The organism is Streptomyces geranii (assembly GCF_002954775.1).
Taxonomy (GTDB): Bacteria; Actinomycetota; Actinomycetes; order Streptomycetales; family Streptomycetaceae; genus Streptomyces; species Streptomyces geranii.
The window spans coordinates 43,781-60,901 of the sequence record NZ_PJME01000019.1; the positions used below are offsets into that span (position 1 = coordinate 43,781).

A 17,121-nucleotide genomic window follows, 5' to 3' on the forward strand; every position below is an offset into this window, starting at 1 on the left:
CTCACGAAGGAGTGATTTCTGGTGTCTGTGGAAACCGAACCCCGGCTGGAGCGGCGCGTTCCCTGGTTCGAGGGTGATGTACCCCCCGAGAAGGTCCCGGAGAAGTACCGGCTCTCGCGTGCGTTCGTGCCCAAGGGCCGTTATCTGGACCCCGAGTTCCTCAAACTGGAACTGGAGCGGGTGTTCACGAAGGCCTGGCTGATGGCCTGCCGAGTCGAGGAACTCCCGGGCGTCGGCTGCTTCGTGGAGTACGAGATCGGCGGTCACTCGATCCTGATCGTGCGGGAGGCCAAGGACTCGATCCGCGCCTACTTCAACGCGTGCCGGCACCGGGGCACCCGCCTCGCGCGCGGCCGGGGCCGTGTCGGCTCGCTCATCTGCCCCTTCCACGGCTGGCGTTGGAATCTGGACGGCTCGATCAGGCTGGTCCTCGACCGCGAGGAGTTCGTGCCCCGCTCGGACGACGACCTCGGCCTCGTACAGGTGCGGGCGGAGCAGTGGGGCGGGTTCGTGTTCATCAACATGGACCCGGAGGCCAGGCCGCTGCTCGAATACCTCGACCCGATCCCGAGGATCTTCGAGCCGTTCCAGTTCGAGCACATGCGGTACCGGTGGTTCAAGAGCGTGCTGCTGCCGTGCAACTGGAAGACGGCGCTGGACGGTTTCCTTGAGGCGTACCACGTGGCGGGGACGCATCCGCAGCTCTTCCGGTTCGACAAGTCGAACACCAACATCGCCTCGCTGAAGGAACTCGAGAACCGGATGTGGGCGCCCACGACGGTCTACGAGCGGCACGCGCACTATTCGAGCGTCGGCCAGAAGAAGAACGTGGTCGCCGAGAACGCCGCCAAGGACCCGAGCGACCGCGGCAGCACGGAGGCCATCACCGACGAACGGCTCGCCGTCGCGCTCAGCGTGCAGTACATCGCCGACGACATGCGGGGCCTGGAGAACGAGCGGAGCTGGCGGGCCGCCGAGGCGCTCAAGACGGCGGAGGTGCCGGAGGGTACGACCGCCGGCCAGCACTACCTCCAGCTGTACCGCGAGCTGTCCCTCGCCGAGGGCTACGACTGGCCGCAGATCACCGCCCAGCAGTGGGCGGAGGCCGGAACGGCGTGGAACGTCTTCCCGAACACGATCCTGCTGCCCAACCAGGGCTCGGTGTTCGGCTACCGGGCCCGCCCCAACGGCCTCGACCCGGACAGCTGCCTGTTCGAGATCTTCAGCCTCGACCAGGTCCCCGTCGCCGACTACGACAAGAAGCGCGACTTCCAGCCCCAGTTCTTCGAGGACTTCCGCGAGGCCGACCTGGGCGAGATCTTCACCCAGGACCTGATGAACGCCAAGGAGGTCACCGTAGGCATGCACTCCCCGAGCTTCGACGGCCACCGGCTGAGCGAGGAGCAGGAGATGACGATCTACAACCACCACCGGGTCGCGGACCGTTTCCTCTGGGCCGACTGAGTCGCATTCTTGGTGGAACGGCTGGGTCCGGCGCGTCACCTCAGCGCCGGACCCAGCCGACGTCGTGCCAGTACGTCTGAAGCTCGGTGACCGGCTTCGGCCAGGTCTCGATGTAGGTGACGCCTTCCGGCCCGGCGGTCATCGTGTACGGCGTACCGGCGCGACTGAGGAAGAAGTCGCCGGGCCCGACGCGCACGGTCCGCGTCCCGCCCCCCTGGTCCTCGTCCTCGTCGTACTCGATGCTGTACTCGCCCGCGAGGACGAAGAGCATCTCGTCCATGTTGTGGTGGTGCCGGGGCACGGTGAAGTGGGCTCGTACGCGCAGGGGGTTGCGGTTGAAGCGCGGCATGTCGATCGGCTTGCTGGTCACCCACATCGCGCCGTCGAAGGTCGCCCGGAAGTCCACCGGCGCGTCGCGCAGCAGACCGCCCGCGTGCCAGAAGTAGCTGGGAAAGTGTTGCTGGTCGAGGTCCATCGGGAGCCAGTCCGAGTCGGCCACCAGATCATCGAAAACAAGTGTCATGCGGCAACCGTAGGCACGGCCGCGGACGCTGTCGTCGCCCTGTTCCGTCCAATGGGACTGACGGATGACACCCCTGACGCAGGTCCCCAGAATCGATTCATGGCAATCGAATTCTTCAGTCTGCTGTCCGACGACGAGGGTGGGGACGACGGGAGCGGGGGCGGTGGCGGGGGCGGTGGTTGGATCGACCTGCCGGTCGACCAGTCCGCCCCCACCTACCTCTGGGCCGAGGGCGGCCTCCTGGCCGACGCCCCGGTCGACATGGCGAAGACCTTCGAGGGCAACATGTGGTTCGCGACCAGGGTCGACGGCTCGTTCAACCTCAACGGCCTGCGCTGCGCCCCGAACTTCGCGGTGCCCCGCCACCACCACAACCTCGACGAGCTGATCATCGTCTTCGCCGGCAGCTTCCACGTGACGTGGGGCAAGGACGGCGAGGAGGGCAGCAGGACGGTCGGGCCGGGCGAGTTCTGGATCAGCACGGCCGGCACGCCGTACCTGATGACGGCGGGTCCGGAGGGCGTGACGTACGTGGAGACGTGGCCGGAACCGATGGAGAAGCTGCTGACGTACTGGCACGACGAGGGCTGGATCCACAGCTGAAGGTCTGTTGGAGGCCTGTTGGAGGTGTGTTGAAGGCCTGTCGGAGGTCTGTCACATCCGGATGCCGGCGCTCCCGATCCTGAAGCTGGCGTTCCAGATGGCGGCGGCCGTACCGCGCACGGCATCGGACGCCATCCGCCACCTCATCCGACCGGCGGACCCGGTGACGGACACCGCCCCGATCGCGCGCCCCGCGCTGCGGATCGGGGCGGCGACACAGACGAGTTCCTCGTACGCCTCACTACGGTCGAACGCGACGCCGACCTTACGAATCTGGTCCAACTCGGTCCACAGGGCGAAGGGTTCGGTGATGGTGTTCGCCGTTCTCCTGGGCATCTCCGAGGAGACGACCGCGCGCATGGCCTCGCCGTCGAAGGCGGCCATGGCCTTGCCGAGCGCGGTGCAGTAGGCGGGCTGGCGTCCACCGCGCCGGGTGGGCAGCCGGACCGGGCCCACGACGATACGTTCGAGATACACGACCTCGGTCCCGTCGAGGATGCCGAGTTGCACGGACATCCCGGTCTTGGCGGCGAGGGCCTGCAGATGCGGGAAGGCGGCCTCCTGCAGCCTGTTCCCCTCGACGGCGAGTCCCCCCAGCTCGAACAGCCGCATACCGACCCGGTAGCCGCCCGGATCACGCTCAAGCCAGCCGACCTGGCAGAGCTGGTCGGCCAGCCGGTGCAGGGTCGACTTGGGCAGCGAGGTGCGCTCACTGAGATCACCGAGCCCGAGCACCTGCTGACCGCCGTTGAAGGCGTCCATGATGGTGGCGACCCGCCCAAGAACGGTCCGCTCCGGGCTGCGCCGCTCGCCGACTTCCTCGTCGTGGCCGCCGGTTCCCATCGAGAGGACGCATTCACGCGGAGGCTCGCTGACGGCTCCCACCGACGCCACCGACACCCCACGCCCCGAACTCCACGCCATGGCTGCCACCTTCCTGTTCAGGGCACCATTGCCCTCCTCAATTCCGCCACGTAATGGACGAATTGCCAGGCCACACCATGTTCATCACCTAATGAGTATCCTCTAATCAGAATCGCCCTGACGGTGTGCGTGCGTCAAGGGTCGTGCGCGTCCTGGCGGGGGCGGGGTCGACGGGGTGGAGGTTGTCCCCATCGCCGACTTCAACGCGCTGGAGGATGCGGCCGACGAACTGCCGGCGCGCGAGGCCGAAGTCGTTCTGGCCGAGAACGGCCCCATCGTGACCATGGCTGACCTGCTTGCCGACCTGTTCACTGAGCGTGGTGAGGGCGCGGCGACGGTGATCGCGCAGCTTGGGAAGGCGCCGCGATCTTCCACGAACTCATCCGCCTGACGTCCGAGGACGCCGACCCCTCGCCGCGGCCGTCTGGGCCCTGTGCGCCACCAGCTTCGAACATGCGATATGCGCGGCAGGCCGCCCTTGTTTCCCGGCGGCAGGGGTCTCTTGCGATGCATGCAGGACCGGGGCCCGCGGTTCGCCGGCGCGGTAGCCAGATATGCACATAAAGAGAAAATTTAGCAAAGCGCATCAAAAGAGACCGCGTGCAGAGGTCGGCCGACGGTTCCGGCTCGTCGTCCGCTCATGGCCTTTCCCGTGCTGCACCTCACGTTTCCCGGATCCTTCTCGAATCGCCGGCCGTGACGACTTGCCATCGACCGGCGACCGCCATATGGTCGTACGAACGTAAGACATACGGACGTACTTCAAAACAAGGGAGCTCGTGATGGCGGCAACTCGACCGGTGGCGCTTGTGACAGGTGCCTCATCGGGGATCGGCAAGGAGACGGCCCGCGCCTTCGTCGCGGCGGGTTTCGAGGTGATCGGAACCGGCCGCAGGGCCTCCGGGCTCACCCCGCCCGCCGGTGTGACGTACCTCGATCTCGACGTCGGCAGTGACGGCTCGGCCACCGCCGCGGTCGCGGAGGTGATCGAACGGTTCGGACGCATCGACGTCCTGGTCAACAACGCGGGCATCGGCTCGGCGGGCGCCGTCGAGGAGAACTCCGTCGCCCAGGCCCAGAACGTCCTGAACATCAACGTCCTCGGTGTCATCCGTATGACCAAGGCCGTCCTGCCGCACATGCGTGCCCAGGGTGGCGGACGCGTCATCAACATCTCGTCCGTCCTCGGGGTCGCCCCCCAGCCCTTCATGGCCCTCTACGTCGCCGCGAAACACGCCATCGAGGGCTACTCGGAGTCGCTGGACCACGAGGTCCGCGAGTACGGCGTTCGGGTCCTCCTCGTCCAGCCCGCCTACACCAGGACCAGCTTCGACACCAACGCCGCGCAGCCCGACACCCCGCTGGCCCTGTACGCGGAGCGGCGGCGCGTCTTCGACGAGGTGATGGCGCAGGCGATGAAGGACGGCGACGACCCCGCCGTCGTCGCCAAGGTGATCGTCACCGCGGCCACCGACAAGAAGCCGAAGCTGCGCTACACCGCCGGCCCGCTGGCCTCACGCGTCACCACGGCGCGCCGCCTCGTCCCCGCCGGAGTGTTCGACAAGCAGATCCGCAAGAACAACCGCCTGCCCGACTGACATCCCGGTCCGGCTTCAAAGGCGCCGATTCCACCCGGATGTCTCCGCCGTGCGCGACGTCACTGACATCCCTGATGTCCCCGCAAGTCCATCGATCAGTCACTCGTTGAATCACCGAGGAGAGTCATGCAGCAGCAGCACCAGCAAACGGCCCGGCGCAGTGCATCGCGCGCTCGGCGTTTCCTGAAGAGGAACGTCGGCATCGCGCTGGCGGTCACCGCGACGGCTGCCGTCCTGGTGTCGGCGCCGTCCGCGTCCGCGTGGACGGGCCACTCGAACCGCGGATCCGTTGTCACCGACGTCCGGACCGCGGCGACGTTCGACTTCGCCGCCGGCGAGATCCCGGAGAACATCACCGTGAACCCCGACGGCTCGGTGACCCTGTCCTTGCTCGGCAGCTGCGCGGTGTGCGAGCGCACCCACGGGCCGCAGCTGATGCGTATCTCCGTGTCCGGAGAGCGCACGGTGCTGGCCGGCGGGCAGGTGGGCGAGGCGATCAGCGGCAACACCCGCGGCAGTGACGGCAGCGTCTACTACAGCGTGTGGGCCCCGGGCAACGCGGCCAGGAACGGCGTGTACACGCTGGGTGCGGACGGTACTCCGCGGCGGATCGCCGCTCTGCCGGCCGACGCGGGCCCCAACGGGCTGGCCATCGATACGGCCGGACGCACCCTCTATATCGCGGACAGCCTCAAGGGCGTCATCTGGTCCGTTCCCGTCTCGGGCGGATCACCGACCCCGTGGCTGACCGACGCCGCTCTCGCGCCGGTACCCACCGAAGCCCTGCCGATCGGCGCCAACGGGCTCAGGTTCCACAACGGCGCCCTGTGGGCCACCAACTTCAACAAGGGCACCCTGCTGCGGATCCCGGTCACCGCCACCGGCACGGCAGGCCCCATCCGACAGGTCACCGGCGGCCTGCCCAACATCGACGACATCAGCTTCCTCACCCCCCACTCCGACGTCGTGTTCGCGGCGCAGAACGGCTCCTCCTCGAACAACGGCCCCGACAGGGTCGTGGTCATCTACCCCAACGGCACCTACAAGCCCGTCATGACCAGCGCGGACGGTCTCGCCTCGCCCTCCGCGACCGCGGTCCGCGGCAACAAGCTGTACATCACCGACGGCGGAGTCCCCGAGCCCCACGACCCGAAACTGCAGACCGCCAGGATCAACTTCCCCGCTCTCCTCGCAGGCGCGGCCCACTGACCCGACCAGCACGGCAGCCGGGGCACAAACCCGGCTGCCATGGAGGAACACATCGTGCGGTACACGAAAGAACACAAGCAGGAGACACGGCAGCGGATCATCGCGACGGCCGGCCGCCGACTCAAGCGCAACGGCATCGACGGCTCCGGCGTCGCCACGCTCATGAAGGACGCGGGCCTGACCAACGGCACCTTCTACGCCTACTTCCCCTCCAAGGACGAACTCGTCGCCACCGCGGTCGCCGACCAGATGCGCGCCCAGCACGAGAGCATCGTCGCGCAGGCGGCACCCGGCCGGGCCGGACTCGAACAGATCGTGCGCTGGTACTTCTCCCCCGAGCAGCGCGACAACATCGAGGACGGCTGCCCCAACGCCGCCCTGCTCGACGAGATCGCACGCTCCACGGATCCCACCCGGCAGGCCTATACCGACGGCGCGCTGGTCCTCATCGACGGCTTCGCCGCCCGCCTGGCACCCCACGATCCACCATCGGCACGTCTGCGGGCACTGGGCCTCCTCGGCATGATGGCCGGGACGCTGCAGCTCTCCCGTGCCCTGACCGACCGGCGGCTCGCCGACCAACTCCTCGAACAGGGCGTGCGCAACGCCCTCGCACTGCTGGATGTCGAGCAGCACAACTGAGACGCCATCCGCGTACCGATCAGCAGCTGGTTCGGTCGAACGAGGTCGGCGGCTCCCTCGAAACCGCATCCGCTTCGCCGTCGAGGTCGCCCGCGCCGTGGCAGACGAGATCGGCCACGCCGACCACTCCACTAACACCGCTGACAAACCCTGGCGAGACTGGTCCTGGCGGGCCGGTATACCCAAATAGCGCCATGGAGGTGCTAAATGTCTTACCGCGCTGCTGTTGAACTGAGCCCGGAAGCGATCGCATTCGTGGACTCGCTGGCCACAGGCCAGAATCCCCCGTCCGAGCTGGATGCGGCGCGCATCCAGGCGGAGCAGGTCCATCTCGCGACCACAAGAAAGATGGCTCGACGCTCGGGGCCGAACACGAACAGCATCCGAATGCTGACCGTCCCGCCGTTGCGTGGACGCAGTTCCCGCATGCTGCGGTAACGGCTTCTTTCGATCGCGCCGACAGTCGGGCGGCGCAGCGCTGGACCCACCATTTGGAGCCGTTCCAGTGCGGCTATCACGTGTAGATGACTGTCCGGGTCTTCTTTCGCGAGCGTCTTGATCCAGTCCAGTGCATCTTCGAAGAACCTCAGCTCATAGGGTCCGGCCACATCGGAAAATCAGCACGTCCTAATATTTCGGGCAAGCGGATGCGCCGCAGGTCGACAGTGGGGCCGACAGTCACGCGAGCGACGGCCACCGATCCGCGGCCCACTCAGGCCAACCCGGCCAGCCAGGAGGTGGATCGCCCACCTCGTGTCCGTCGAGTTCCGTGACGTCGGGTTCCTCGAACAGCGTTCTCCCGTGCGAGAGGTCCGCCTCGCTCATCCGGAAGGTCTGCTCCGGGGCGGTCGACTGGCGATGGGCGACCCGAGCGCTCTGGGTCTCAGGGGACACCGGCATGTACACCATGCGACAGGACGCACCCGCGTTCCCCACCAGCCAGCGGATCGCGGACCTCTCGTCACGGGACCAGCAGCTGTAGTCCAGGATCACGTCGGTGCCGACCCTCAGCGCCTCCAGGCCGAGCCAGAGCAGCCGTCCTTCCAGCACATCGCGCTTCCCGGCAGGCTGCGGATCGCCGAACAGCGGGAGCATCCACTCGTCCGGCGTCAGCCGCAGCGCGTTGTGCTCCTTGGCCAGTTGCCGAGCCCTCGTGGTCTTTCCGGCCCCTGGCAGGCCGACAATCAGGAACAACGTCGTCACGCACGGATCGTTCAAGGAAACGAAAGGGAGGGCAACTGCTTTCTTACGCGAAGATCGTCGGGACCTTTTCGCGCCTCGACGGCATGGCGACGAGCGCGACCTCGTCTCACCTGACCTCGCCTCACTGCCACCGTCACCGTCACTGTCGTGAGCCGTCGATCAGCTTCCTCACGGCGGGCGGAAGCTCGGTGCCGGAGGGGACAGCGACGAGTATGGCTCCCTCCGGTGTCTCTCCGACCGCGACGGCCGTCTTCGGGGAGATGCCGTCCACCGCGTACACGGTCAGCTTTGTGCCTGACCCGCCGGTTTCGTCCTGGCCACCGGTGTCGTCGCACGCCGGCAGGGTGGCGTTGCCGAGCTGCTCGCCGATGGTGAACTCCGCGTCGGCGACGTCCTGGTAGGTGCGGCCTTCGTACAGGATCTGGTAGGCGCAGGACGACGACCCCTCATCGGTACTGCTTCCCTGCGATGTGCACGCGGCCGACGCCATGGCGGCGACTGCCAGTACAACGCTCATGGATCGTCCGACCCAGCTCATTGACATCCTCCGGATGAATGCGGCGAGAGGCGAGAGACGAGACGTGAGGACGCGGCTCCTGCCGACTGTCCCCACCTTCCTCATGAGTACCGACGGAGCGGAGGATGTTTTCGTTCGTGCGGACGGACGCCGGCTTCGAGGCCGCGGCAAGTGTGTTGTGAACGCCCTCGTCCGGTTCCTCTGGTTCCTCCCCTCTTGCCTCTTGGCTGGGGGATGCCGAGGACAGAACACCTAGCGCTCCGCTTTCTCCCACGGTCTGACCCCGAGCTTTCCGGTGGTTCCGAGATCGAGGTTCGGGGTCACCGTCACCGGGGCGGCACCGGCCTTCGCCCGGACCCGCACATAGGGCACGTTCACCGGCGTGCCGGACCCGGTGGTGTTGCGCCAGACCAGGGCGGCGGTGGCCGACTCGCCGGGTCCGAGCGTGACGGGACGGGGCTGCTCGTCGGGCCCGGCGCCGGTGGTGATCTCGCCGCTGCCGTCGAGGATCTCGACGCTGTCGACAGGCTTGAGGTCGTTGTCCAACAGCTCCAGCAGCGGGTAGCCCTTGACGGTGTAGTCACGCGTGCCGCAGTTGTCGAGACGCAGCCCCATGGCCGCGTCGCCCTCGTCGGCGCTGACCCGGACCCCGGACGCGGGGCAGGTGCCCGGTTCGGTCGGCGCCTCGCCCGCGGGGACCTTGGTCACCTGGAGCACCTTGGCCTGCGTCACCCGCGGTGCGGCGGACGGCAGTTGCCCCGCTCGGACAGTGCCCCGCACGGTCTTGCCGGGATCGACGTCGCGCACGGTCGCCGTCTGGTTGGTCACGGCCCCGCCGTCACCGCTCATGAAGGTGAAGACGACCGAGTAGGTCATGGCCTCGGTGCCCGTGTTGGTGACCTCGTAGCCGGCGACGACCCCCGAGTCCGTGGCGAGGCTGTCGGCGGAGACTGAGTAGCTGCGGGTGGGCGAGGGCGAGGGCGACGGGAGGGTCAGCGAGGTGATACGTACGCCGTCCTTGCCCGGATCGTCGACCTGCGCGGCAGACGGCGGTACGGCCGTACCGGCGCCGGAGTTCCCGGCGCCGGAGTTCTCCGTCCCGCAGGCCGTGAGCAGCAGAGCGGTGGCGGCGAGAGCCGACAGGAGGGGGGCGGTGCTGGCGAAGGACGGGCGGAGGGGGGTGGGTCTGCGCATCCGGTCATCCGATCAGTGCGCGAACTCTCTGTGTGTGATGGAGGCCATAGTTCCGGCCACGGGGGTGTCACAAGTTCGACGGCGCGAGTCAGCAGCAGTGCGGGCCCGTGCGGGGTCTTGCAGCGCGGGGAAGATCATCGGTTCAGTTGTCTCGGAGTGTTCGCGGTGTTCGTCGTGCTTCGCGGCGGTCGACAACCTCGCGCCCGGGCAGCGGGCGGAGGAGACGGCGCAGGGCCTGGACACGATCGACGTGAAGATCAAGTGCCGGGTGACCGAGGTGACGCGGTATGCGTCGTAGCCCGTCGGAGCCGTAGCTCGCGGCCGTGTCTCGCGGCCGTACCCGAACCGGCGGGAGCCGAATTCGGGTTGTATGCGCGATTTCGCCGAAGGTCGGTGGGGACGACTGGTCGGACGCTACGGTCCGTTCAGCGGGGCTGTAGTTCTGCGGCTCGGCTGTTCACTGCTGAGGAGGACATTCATGTTGGCCGAAGCGTTGGCGGCGCTCGCCGCGGCCGGGGGCGGGGCGATCGTGCAGGCGGCGGGCAGTGATGCCTGGGAGGGGTTGCGGGCCCGGGTGGCTCAACTCCTGGGCCGGGAAGGGCAGTCGCAGCAAGCCGTCCTCGAACGGCTCGACCGGACCCGTACGGAACTCGAACAGGCCGCCGGGGCCGCAGGTGACTCCGGGGACGCACGGGCGGTCGCGCGGCAGGAGACCGTGTGGCAGACCCGTATCGAAGATTTTCTCGACGGTCTCGACGACGTCGAACGTGAGGAAGCAGCCGCCCAGTTGGAGGCTCTCCTGGAGTGGGCAGCCGCGCAGCGCGCGCAGGGTGGGGACGCCTCCGGCGCCGCCACGGTCGTCATGAACGCGCACGCCAGGGATCACGGCCGGGTCTTCCAGTCCGCCGGTGACATGACTGTCCACGAGGAACGGCGGTAGCGGCCTCGCTGCTCGGCGACGGTTGCCGAGAACGGGTTCACGGAGTCGGGGGTTCCGGGCTCTCCCCCATGACGGGCCGGACGTCCGGCCCCGGGACCCGTACGAGTGGGGAGACATCCATGGACCCGGCCACCGCCGCTGTCACCGTCGTCTCGATCGTCGTCAGCCAGGCATGTGCCCTGTTCAGCCTGTGGTTGCGGCTGCGCTGGCGGGTACGGCACGAGCAGGCGCAACGGCAGTACCTCGCCGGTACCGTCGAGGCGGTGGCCGCGGGAGGCCAGCTCAAGGTCGACGAACATCGGGACGACGGGGGCCGGTTGAGGGTGGAGCTGACCTGTGGACCGGCCCGCACGCGGGAGGGGGACGAGTGAACACCCACGAACCGGCGGACGGTGTCGATCCCCGCGCCGCCGCACCGGAGGCCGACCACGCCGCCCTCGACCGGCGCATCCACGAACGCCTCACCCTGGACGAGGAGTTCTCCGACTTCTACCGCCGGACCATCCGCGATCTGACCGGGTTCCTGGTCAACCAGGGCGCCTCGTTGCCGGAGGCCGCGGACATCGCCCAGGACACCATGACCAAGGCGTACCGCGGTTGGACCGGGATTCGTACGCCCCGGGCCTGGGTCCATACGGTCGCCTCACGCGCGTACATCCGGCAGGCCACCCGGGTCCGGGAGGAGCCCGCCGATCCGCTGCCCGATCCGCTGTCGCCGCTGCTGCGGCCGAACGCCGTGGCGGAATGGGAGGCCAGGCACGACGTGCTGCGGCAGCTCCCGGCGCTGCCGCCCCGGCAACGGCAGGTCCTCGCCTGGACCATCAGCGAGTTCACCCCCTCGGAGATCGCCGAGCAGCTCGGACTGACCTCCGACGCGGTACGGGCCAGCCTCAAGAAGGCCCGTCGCGCGATCGCCGCGATGATCGCCCACGGGGAGGAGGAGCAGTGACCGAGCACGAGCATGAGTACGAGCATGGGCACAAGTACGAGCACTTGCACGAGCGCCTTGAGACCGGCACCGGCGATCAGGTCATCGACGATCAGGCCGTGGACCGCTGGCTCGACCGGCAGCGTGTCCTCACGCACGACCTCGGCGCCTTCCTCGATGTCGAAGCCGGGCTGCGCGAGGTGCTGCTCCAGTCCCGCCCCGCCGCCATGACCGACGACCTCGACGCCGTCCTCGACGTCGAGGCGGGTCTGCGCGAGGTGCTTCCCACGGCTCCGCCCGAGTCTCCAACTCCCCCCGAGCCTCCCGCCCGACCGGAGCCGAGCACGGCGGACACTGGCACCGAAACCGGCACCGGTTCCTCGGCGGCCGAGCAACTCCTGCTGTCCGTCAGCCCGCAGACCCGTCTGCAACTGCGCACCCACCCCGACGTCACCCGCGCGTTCCACACCTTCGTCCTCGCCCGTGGCCTCGCCCTCGACGTCACCCACATGGGCGACCTTGCCCACGCCCTGGTCTTCAACCTCGACCTGGCGCACGCCCGCGCCCTCGACCTCGCCCGCAGCCTCGCCCACGACCTCGCCGAGGATCTCGACCTCGCCCACGTACGCGTTCTCGACCACGACCTCGCCGGCATCCGTGCCCGCACCTTCGACCTGACCCATGCCCTCCAGCTGGCCCACGCCCTCGACCTGGCCCGCACGTATGACCTGACCCGCGCCGACGACCTCGCCCGTGCCCGCGTCCTCGTCCACGATCTCAATCACGCCCTCGACCACGAGCACGCCCTGGCTCGCCCCTGCGCCCACGATCTCGCCCGTGCCCTCGACCGAGCCCATGCCCGCGCGTCCGCCCGCGTCGTCGACCGTCACTTCGACCTCGGCCTGAGCCTCGACATCGGCGGCTTCCGCGCACCGGACCACGGCCCCGCCCGTCCCCAGGCATTCAACCTCGCCCTCGCCCACGACCTGGTGAACACCCGTGCCGAGGACGTGAGGCAGGCCATCCGCAGCACACTCGGCCGCGAACTGCCCGGCCTGGACACGGACTTGGTCGACGCATTCCTCAACGACTTCACGACATCGGACCTGAGCGGCGTCGACCTGAACGGAATCGACCTCACCGGGGTCCGCTGGTCCCCGGACGGAACCAGCTGGCCGAACGGCGTCGACATCGAGGATCTCAAGGCTCGTTCGGAGGAGACCCCCGTGGGCAGCGGGGTGTGGACGGTGCGTTCGGGCACCGCGACGGTGGAGGACTTCGTCACTCACGAATAGGCCGTCGTGCAGGAGGCGGACGGCACCGCCCGGAAGGGTGCCGTCCGCAGGGGTGCCGTACGGAAAGGTGTCGTACGGAAAGGTGCCGGCCCACCGGCCCCTCAGATCTTCACCGCCCCCGAAGCCACCCCCCGATAGAACCACCGCTGCGTAATCACGAACAGCACCAGCACCGGCACCACAGAGATCACCGACCCCGCCATCACCATCCGCTGGTCGTAGCCGAACGACGACGACTGGAGGCGTGAAAGGCCCAGCGTCAGCGTCATGTTGGCTTCCGAGCGCAGCACGATCAGGGGCCACAGGAAGTCGTCCCAGGCGCTGATGAACGTGTTGATGACGACCACCATGATCGCGCCCCACGCGGACGGCAGATACAGGTACCTGAAGCGCTGCCACTCGCTCGTGCCGTCCAGCATCGCCGCGTCCTCGATCTCGCGCGGGACCGCGAGGAACGCGCCGCGCATCAGCATGACGTTGATGGCGCCGACGAAGCCCGGCAGCCATACGCCCGCCAGGCTGTCGACCAGGCCCAGGTCGCGGATGCTGATGAACAGCGAGACCATGATCGACTCGAAGGGGAACATCATCGAGGCGATCAGCACCACCCAGACCGCCCTGCGGCCCTTCCAGGCGGGCTTGGAGAGCATGTAGCCGGCCGTCGTGGAGAAGACCAGCTGGCTGGTGACCGACAGGGCGACCACGATCAGGCTGTTCTGGATGTACGACCACACCGGCACCTGGTCGAAGACCGTCCGGTACGCGCGCAGGGTCGGGTCGTGCGGCAGCAGGGTGGCGTTCGCGCCGAAGACGTCCTCGCTCGTGCCCTTCAGGGAGGCCAGCAGCTGCCAGAGGAGTGGGCCCACTGTGAGGCCGAGGACCAGGAGCAACAGCAGGTAGCGGACGAGGAGTTCGCGCGGGCGGCCGTAGTCCCGCCAGCGCGGCATCAGGCGTCGGCGCTTGTCGACAGCGGCCGTGCTCACGACTCGTCCTCCTTCGTCAGGCGTTGCGCCAGCAGGGTCAGGCCCAGGGTGAGAGCGAACAGGGCCACGCTGACGGCCGAGCCGTAGCCCGCGTTGCCGGTGATCGGGTCCAGGCCGACGTCCCGGATGTAGAACGGCAGGGTGCGGTCGGCGCCGCCGGGGCCGCCGGTGGAGCTGCCGAGCATGTAGATCTCCGTGAAGACCCGGAGAGAGCCGATGCCGGTGAGGGTGCCTACGAGCATCATGGCCGTCCGTACGCCGGGGACCGTGATGTGGAAGAAGCGGCGGACCGCACCCGCGCCGTCCATCTGCGCGGCCTCGTGCAGTTCCTTGGGCACGTTCCCGAGGGCGGCCAGGTAGAAGACCATGTACCAGCCCAGGCCCTTCCACAGGGTCAGGCCCATCGCGGAGAGCAGGATCAGCCACGAGTCGGAGAGGAAGGGGATCGCCGACTTGATCAAGTGGGCTTTCTCCAGCCAGGTGTTGACCAGGCCGTCGTCCGCGAGCAGCCACTGCCAGCTCAGGCCCACGACCACGCTGGAGGCCAACACCGGTGTGTAGAAGGCGGAACGGAAGAAGCCGATGCCCGGGAGGTTCTTCTCCACCAGGACCGCCAGCATCAGCGGCAGCAGCACCATCAGCGGTACGACGATCACCGCGTACAGGATGCTGTTGCGGGTCGCGAGCCAGAAGTCGTCGTCCTGGAGCATCCGTGTGTAGTTGTCGAGCCCGACGAAACTCGCGGCGCCGCCCAGCGGCTTGGCGTTGGTGAACGACAGCAGCACCGTGTTGAGGAACGGGAACACCCCGAAGACCACCGCGCACACGACCGCGGGGGCGGTCCACAGCCACGGCAGCCACCAACGGCGGTACATGGCCGCGCCGTTGGCCCCGGGAGCGGGCCCCGGCAGCGCGGCCCTGGCGAGCCGACGGAGGCGGGACGGGGGCGGGGAGGGGGCCGGGCCCGGCGTGGAGGTCAGGGCCTCCGCGCCGGACACCGGGTTCGTGATCTGTGCCGTCACCGTCAACTGCCCTGCTTCAGCAGCTCGTTCGACTTCTCCTGGGCGTCCTTCACGGCGTCCGCCGCGCTCTTCTTGCCCTGCATGGCCAACTGCACCTGGGACACGATGGCGTTCTGCACGGCCGGGGAGAGGTTGGTCTGGTTGGTGGAGGCCGTCTTGAGCTGGTCGGCGACGAGCTTGCGGGCCTGGGAGAACGGGTCGGTGCCGGTGACGTTCTGGAAGAACGGGTCGTTCAGCGACTCGGTGGTGGTCGGGAAGATCACCACGGCCGGGTCCTTGCACCAGGCCGTCTGGTTCTCGGCGTTGGTGAGGAACTCCGCGAACGACAGCGCGGTGGCCGCGTGCTTGCTGGTCGCGGCGACCGAGATGTACTGCGGGGCACCGGCGGAGGCGACACCGAGATCGTCGTACGGCTGCTGGCCGACGGCCGTCTTGGCGTAGACCGACGGGCTGTTCTGCTTGACGAACCGTACGAAGCTCGGGTTCGTCGAACCGTAGGCCACCTTGCCCTGGCTGTAGAGCGTGGACGGGTCGTTGCTGGAGGACAGCGAGTCCTTCGGCATCGCGCCCTCCTTGTACAGCTTCGCCATCCACTCCACCCACTCGGTGGTGCGCGGGTCGTCGCCGAAGACGGCCGACTTGCCGTCGCTGGAGAGGACCTTGATGCCCATCTGGTCGAAGTCGGCCGGGATACGCCAGATCGGGTTGGCCATCGTCGCGAAGTACTTGCCGTCGGAGGCCTTGGCGATCTTCTCGTAGTCGGCGAAGAGCCCGAAGATGCTCGTCGGCGGCTTCGCCGGGTCGATGTCGGCCTTCGCCAGCAGGTCCTTGTTGTACGTCAGCAGCACGCCGCCGGTGTACCAGGGCAGCGTGGTGTGGATCGACTTGCCTGCGGCGTCCGCGAAGGTGGCCGTCTTCCAGAACGACGGGACGAAGGGCTTGGAGGCGGCCGGGTCCTTGGTACCGATGTCGAGCAGGTAGCCGGCCTTGGTGAGGGCGGTCGCCGTCGGCGCGTTGACGTTGATGACGTCGGCCATCGTGCAGGCCTGGGCGTCGGCCACGGTCCGGCTGGTGAAGGTGTTGTCGCCGGGGTCGTCGATCCACTTGACCTTGGCACCGGCGTGGGCCTTCTCGAAGTCGGCGATCACGCCGTTGAAGAAGTCGCCGAAGTCTTTCTTCAGGTTGGTGGTCTGGAAGGTGATCGTGCCCTTGACGTCACCGGTCAGCTTCCCCGACCCGACGTTTCCCTTGTCGACCTTGCAGGCACCGGCGGTGGCGCCGCCGTCGTCGGAGCCTCCGGAGAGGCCGCAGCCTGCGGCCGTCAACGTCAGTACGACGAGACAGGACAGGGATCCGGTCAGTCTTCTTGCGCGCATTGCTGCTGCCCTCCTGGGAGCGTCCTGGATGCTCTGGATGTCCTGGATGCTGGTTCAATTCACCAACTTTGACTCCGATTGATGAAAAGGTGGACCAGAATTCATCGGAGGTCAATGGGGTGCCGTGTTGCTTTTAGGTTCCGGAACCTGTGTCCGCCGCCTCAGTGGCGGTGTTCGTGGTCCGGGTGGGACGGGTCGCCGGGGTGCTCGTACCCGTGCGCGTACACGACGTCCGCCCGCGCGAGGTCGAGCCACGAGAAGAAGGCAAGCCTGCCCGCCGCCTGTCTCAACTCGCCCTCGATTCCCGCCTTCACGTGCTCGTACGGGAGGAAGTCCGCGTCCTTCGTTGCGCCGAAGGGGTCTGTGCCCGCGCGTAGGGCGGCCACTGTCAGGAAGCGGTCCCTGTTGTGCTCGTAGTACTCCCGTAGGGCTGTCTCGGGGATGTGCTGGCGGGCTTCCAGGTGGGTGAGGAGGGTTCGGGCTGCGGGGGAGTAGGCGAGGGTTACGGCGACGATGCTGCCCAGGCTCGCTACGTCGGCCTGGGGGATGGGGCCCAGGGTCAGTGGTGCGTCTGGTGGGGGCAGTCCTCGGTCCTCGCATGCTCGTCTTGCCAGTACGTCGGCCACGACCACCTGTGTTGCCCAGCGGCGGCGTTGTCGTTCCGCGGACGGGGTTGTGGGTTGGCTTGCGGTCGGTGGGG

19 protein-coding genes and 1 pseudogene are annotated in these 17,121 nt (G+C 68.0%); 10 read left to right on the forward strand and 10 right to left on the reverse strand.

The annotated features are described in order from the left end of the window. Nucleotides 1-21 precede the first annotated feature (21 nt). Nucleotides 22-1,464: an aromatic ring-hydroxylating oxygenase subunit alpha gene (locus CW359_RS24335; RefSeq protein WP_232838568.1), complete on the forward strand. Its 1,443-nt coding sequence runs from the start codon at nt 22-24 to the stop codon at nt 1,462-1,464. Between the two features lie 40 nt (nt 1,465-1,504). Here CW359_RS24335 and CW359_RS24340 read toward each other — a convergent pair whose 3' ends face one another. Further along, nucleotides 1,505-1,987 (reverse strand): cupin domain-containing protein, encoded by a 483-nt coding sequence (locus CW359_RS24340; protein WP_232838569.1) that lies wholly within the window; start codon nt 1,985-1,987, stop codon nt 1,505-1,507. Nucleotides 1,988-2,086: 99 nt separating this feature from the next. On the opposite strand from CW359_RS24340, the gene CW359_RS24345 reads away from it, so the two are divergent. Next, nucleotides 2,087-2,590: a cupin domain-containing protein gene (locus CW359_RS24345; protein ID WP_105972239.1), complete on the forward strand. Its 504-nt coding sequence runs from the start codon at nt 2,087-2,089 to the stop codon at nt 2,588-2,590. Between the two features lie 51 nt (nt 2,591-2,641). Here CW359_RS24345 and CW359_RS24350 read toward each other — a convergent pair whose 3' ends face one another. After that, nucleotides 2,642-3,514, reverse strand: a complete 873-nt coding sequence (locus tag CW359_RS24350; RefSeq protein WP_105972240.1) for an IclR family transcriptional regulator — start codon at nt 3,512-3,514, stop codon at nt 2,642-2,644. 178 nt (nt 3,515-3,692) lie between these two features. Between CW359_RS24350 and CW359_RS24355 the strand changes: the two are divergent. The 4 genes and pseudogenes from CW359_RS24355 to CW359_RS24370 form a co-directional block, all read left to right on the forward strand. Beyond that, nucleotides 3,693-3,905, forward strand: a pseudogene (locus CW359_RS24355) (prevent-host-death protein); the annotation flags it as partial. 391 nt (nt 3,906-4,296) lie between these two features. Then, entirely contained in the window at nt 4,297-5,112 is an 816-nt protein-coding gene (locus CW359_RS24360) for an oxidoreductase (RefSeq protein ID WP_105972241.1), read from the forward strand. Nucleotides 5,113-5,238: 126 nt separating this feature from the next. Next, nucleotides 5,239-6,321 carry an SMP-30/gluconolactonase/LRE family protein gene (locus CW359_RS24365; RefSeq protein WP_232838570.1) on the forward strand — a complete coding sequence of 361 codons (1,083 nt, stop codon included), beginning with the start codon at nt 5,239-5,241 and terminating at the stop codon, nt 6,319-6,321. Between the two features lie 51 nt (nt 6,322-6,372). Beyond that, complete coding sequence (locus CW359_RS24370) at nt 6,373-6,963, forward strand: TetR/AcrR family transcriptional regulator (RefSeq protein ID WP_105972340.1); 591 nt, start codon at nt 6,373-6,375, stop codon at nt 6,961-6,963. Nucleotides 6,964-7,175: 212 nt separating this feature from the next. Here CW359_RS24370 and CW359_RS24375 read toward each other — a convergent pair whose 3' ends face one another. The 4 genes from CW359_RS24375 to CW359_RS24390 all read right to left on the reverse strand — a co-directional run bounded on the left by CW359_RS24375 (nt 7,176) and on the right by CW359_RS24390 (nt 9,877). After that, entirely contained in the window at nt 7,176-7,571 is a 396-nt protein-coding gene (locus CW359_RS24375; RefSeq protein ID WP_105972242.1) for a type II toxin-antitoxin system RelE/ParE family toxin, read from the reverse strand. Between the two features lie 70 nt (nt 7,572-7,641). After that, nucleotides 7,642-8,166: a P-loop nucleotide/nucleoside kinase family protein gene (locus CW359_RS24380; RefSeq protein ID WP_105972243.1), complete on the reverse strand. Its 525-nt coding sequence runs from the start codon at nt 8,164-8,166 to the stop codon at nt 7,642-7,644. Nucleotides 8,167-8,305: 139 nt separating this feature from the next. Next, complete coding sequence (locus CW359_RS24385) at nt 8,306-8,683, reverse strand: DUF6281 family protein (protein WP_232838571.1); 378 nt, start codon at nt 8,681-8,683, stop codon at nt 8,306-8,308. A 252-nt stretch (nt 8,684-8,935) separates the two neighbouring features. After that, complete coding sequence (locus tag CW359_RS24390) at nt 8,936-9,877, reverse strand: DUF4232 domain-containing protein (protein ID WP_105972244.1); 942 nt, start codon at nt 9,875-9,877, stop codon at nt 8,936-8,938. Between the two features lie 478 nt (nt 9,878-10,355). Here CW359_RS24390 and CW359_RS24400 point away from each other — a divergent pair, with 478 nt between their 5' ends. From CW359_RS24400 to CW359_RS45420, 4 genes are all read left to right on the forward strand, one after another. After that, nucleotides 10,356-10,817, forward strand: coding sequence for a hypothetical protein (locus CW359_RS24400; RefSeq protein ID WP_105972246.1), 462 nt, complete (start codon nt 10,356-10,358; stop codon nt 10,815-10,817). Between the two features lie 119 nt (nt 10,818-10,936). Next, the gene (locus CW359_RS45415) at nt 10,937-11,188 is read left to right on the forward strand and encodes a hypothetical protein (protein ID WP_157968628.1); all 252 of its coding nucleotides are present in this window, start codon (nt 10,937-10,939) and stop codon (nt 11,186-11,188) included. After that, the gene (locus tag CW359_RS24405) at nt 11,185-11,766 is read left to right on the forward strand and encodes an RNA polymerase sigma factor (protein ID WP_157968629.1); all 582 of its coding nucleotides are present in this window, start codon (nt 11,185-11,187) and stop codon (nt 11,764-11,766) included. Before CW359_RS45415 ends, CW359_RS24405 begins: the two co-directional genes overlap by 4 nt. Continuing rightward, nucleotides 11,763-13,040: a hypothetical protein gene (locus tag CW359_RS45420; RefSeq protein WP_157968630.1), complete on the forward strand. Its 1,278-nt coding sequence runs from the start codon at nt 11,763-11,765 to the stop codon at nt 13,038-13,040. The genes CW359_RS24405 and CW359_RS45420 overlap by 4 nt, the downstream gene beginning before the upstream one ends. Before the next feature lie 101 nt (nt 13,041-13,141). Here CW359_RS45420 and CW359_RS24425 read toward each other — a convergent pair whose 3' ends face one another. The 4 genes from CW359_RS24425 to CW359_RS47610 all read right to left on the reverse strand — a co-directional run bounded on the left by CW359_RS24425 (nt 13,142) and on the right by CW359_RS47610 (nt 17,047). Beyond that, complete coding sequence (locus CW359_RS24425; RefSeq protein ID WP_198655373.1) at nt 13,142-13,987, reverse strand: carbohydrate ABC transporter permease; 846 nt, start codon at nt 13,985-13,987, stop codon at nt 13,142-13,144. A 32-nt stretch (nt 13,988-14,019) separates the two neighbouring features. Further along, nucleotides 14,020-15,045 (reverse strand): carbohydrate ABC transporter permease, encoded by a 1,026-nt coding sequence (locus CW359_RS24430; protein WP_105972250.1) that lies wholly within the window; start codon nt 15,043-15,045, stop codon nt 14,020-14,022. A gap of 2 nt (nt 15,046-15,047) precedes the next feature. Then, on the reverse strand, nt 15,048-16,421 hold the full coding sequence (locus CW359_RS24435) for an extracellular solute-binding protein (protein ID WP_105972251.1): 1,374 nt from the start codon (nt 16,419-16,421) through the stop codon (nt 15,048-15,050). A 161-nt stretch (nt 16,422-16,582) separates the two neighbouring features. Beyond that, nucleotides 16,583-17,047: a peptidyl-prolyl cis-trans isomerase gene (locus tag CW359_RS47610; RefSeq protein ID WP_408647512.1), complete on the reverse strand. Its 465-nt coding sequence runs from the start codon at nt 17,045-17,047 to the stop codon at nt 16,583-16,585. Nucleotides 17,048-17,121: the final 74 nt, after the last annotated feature.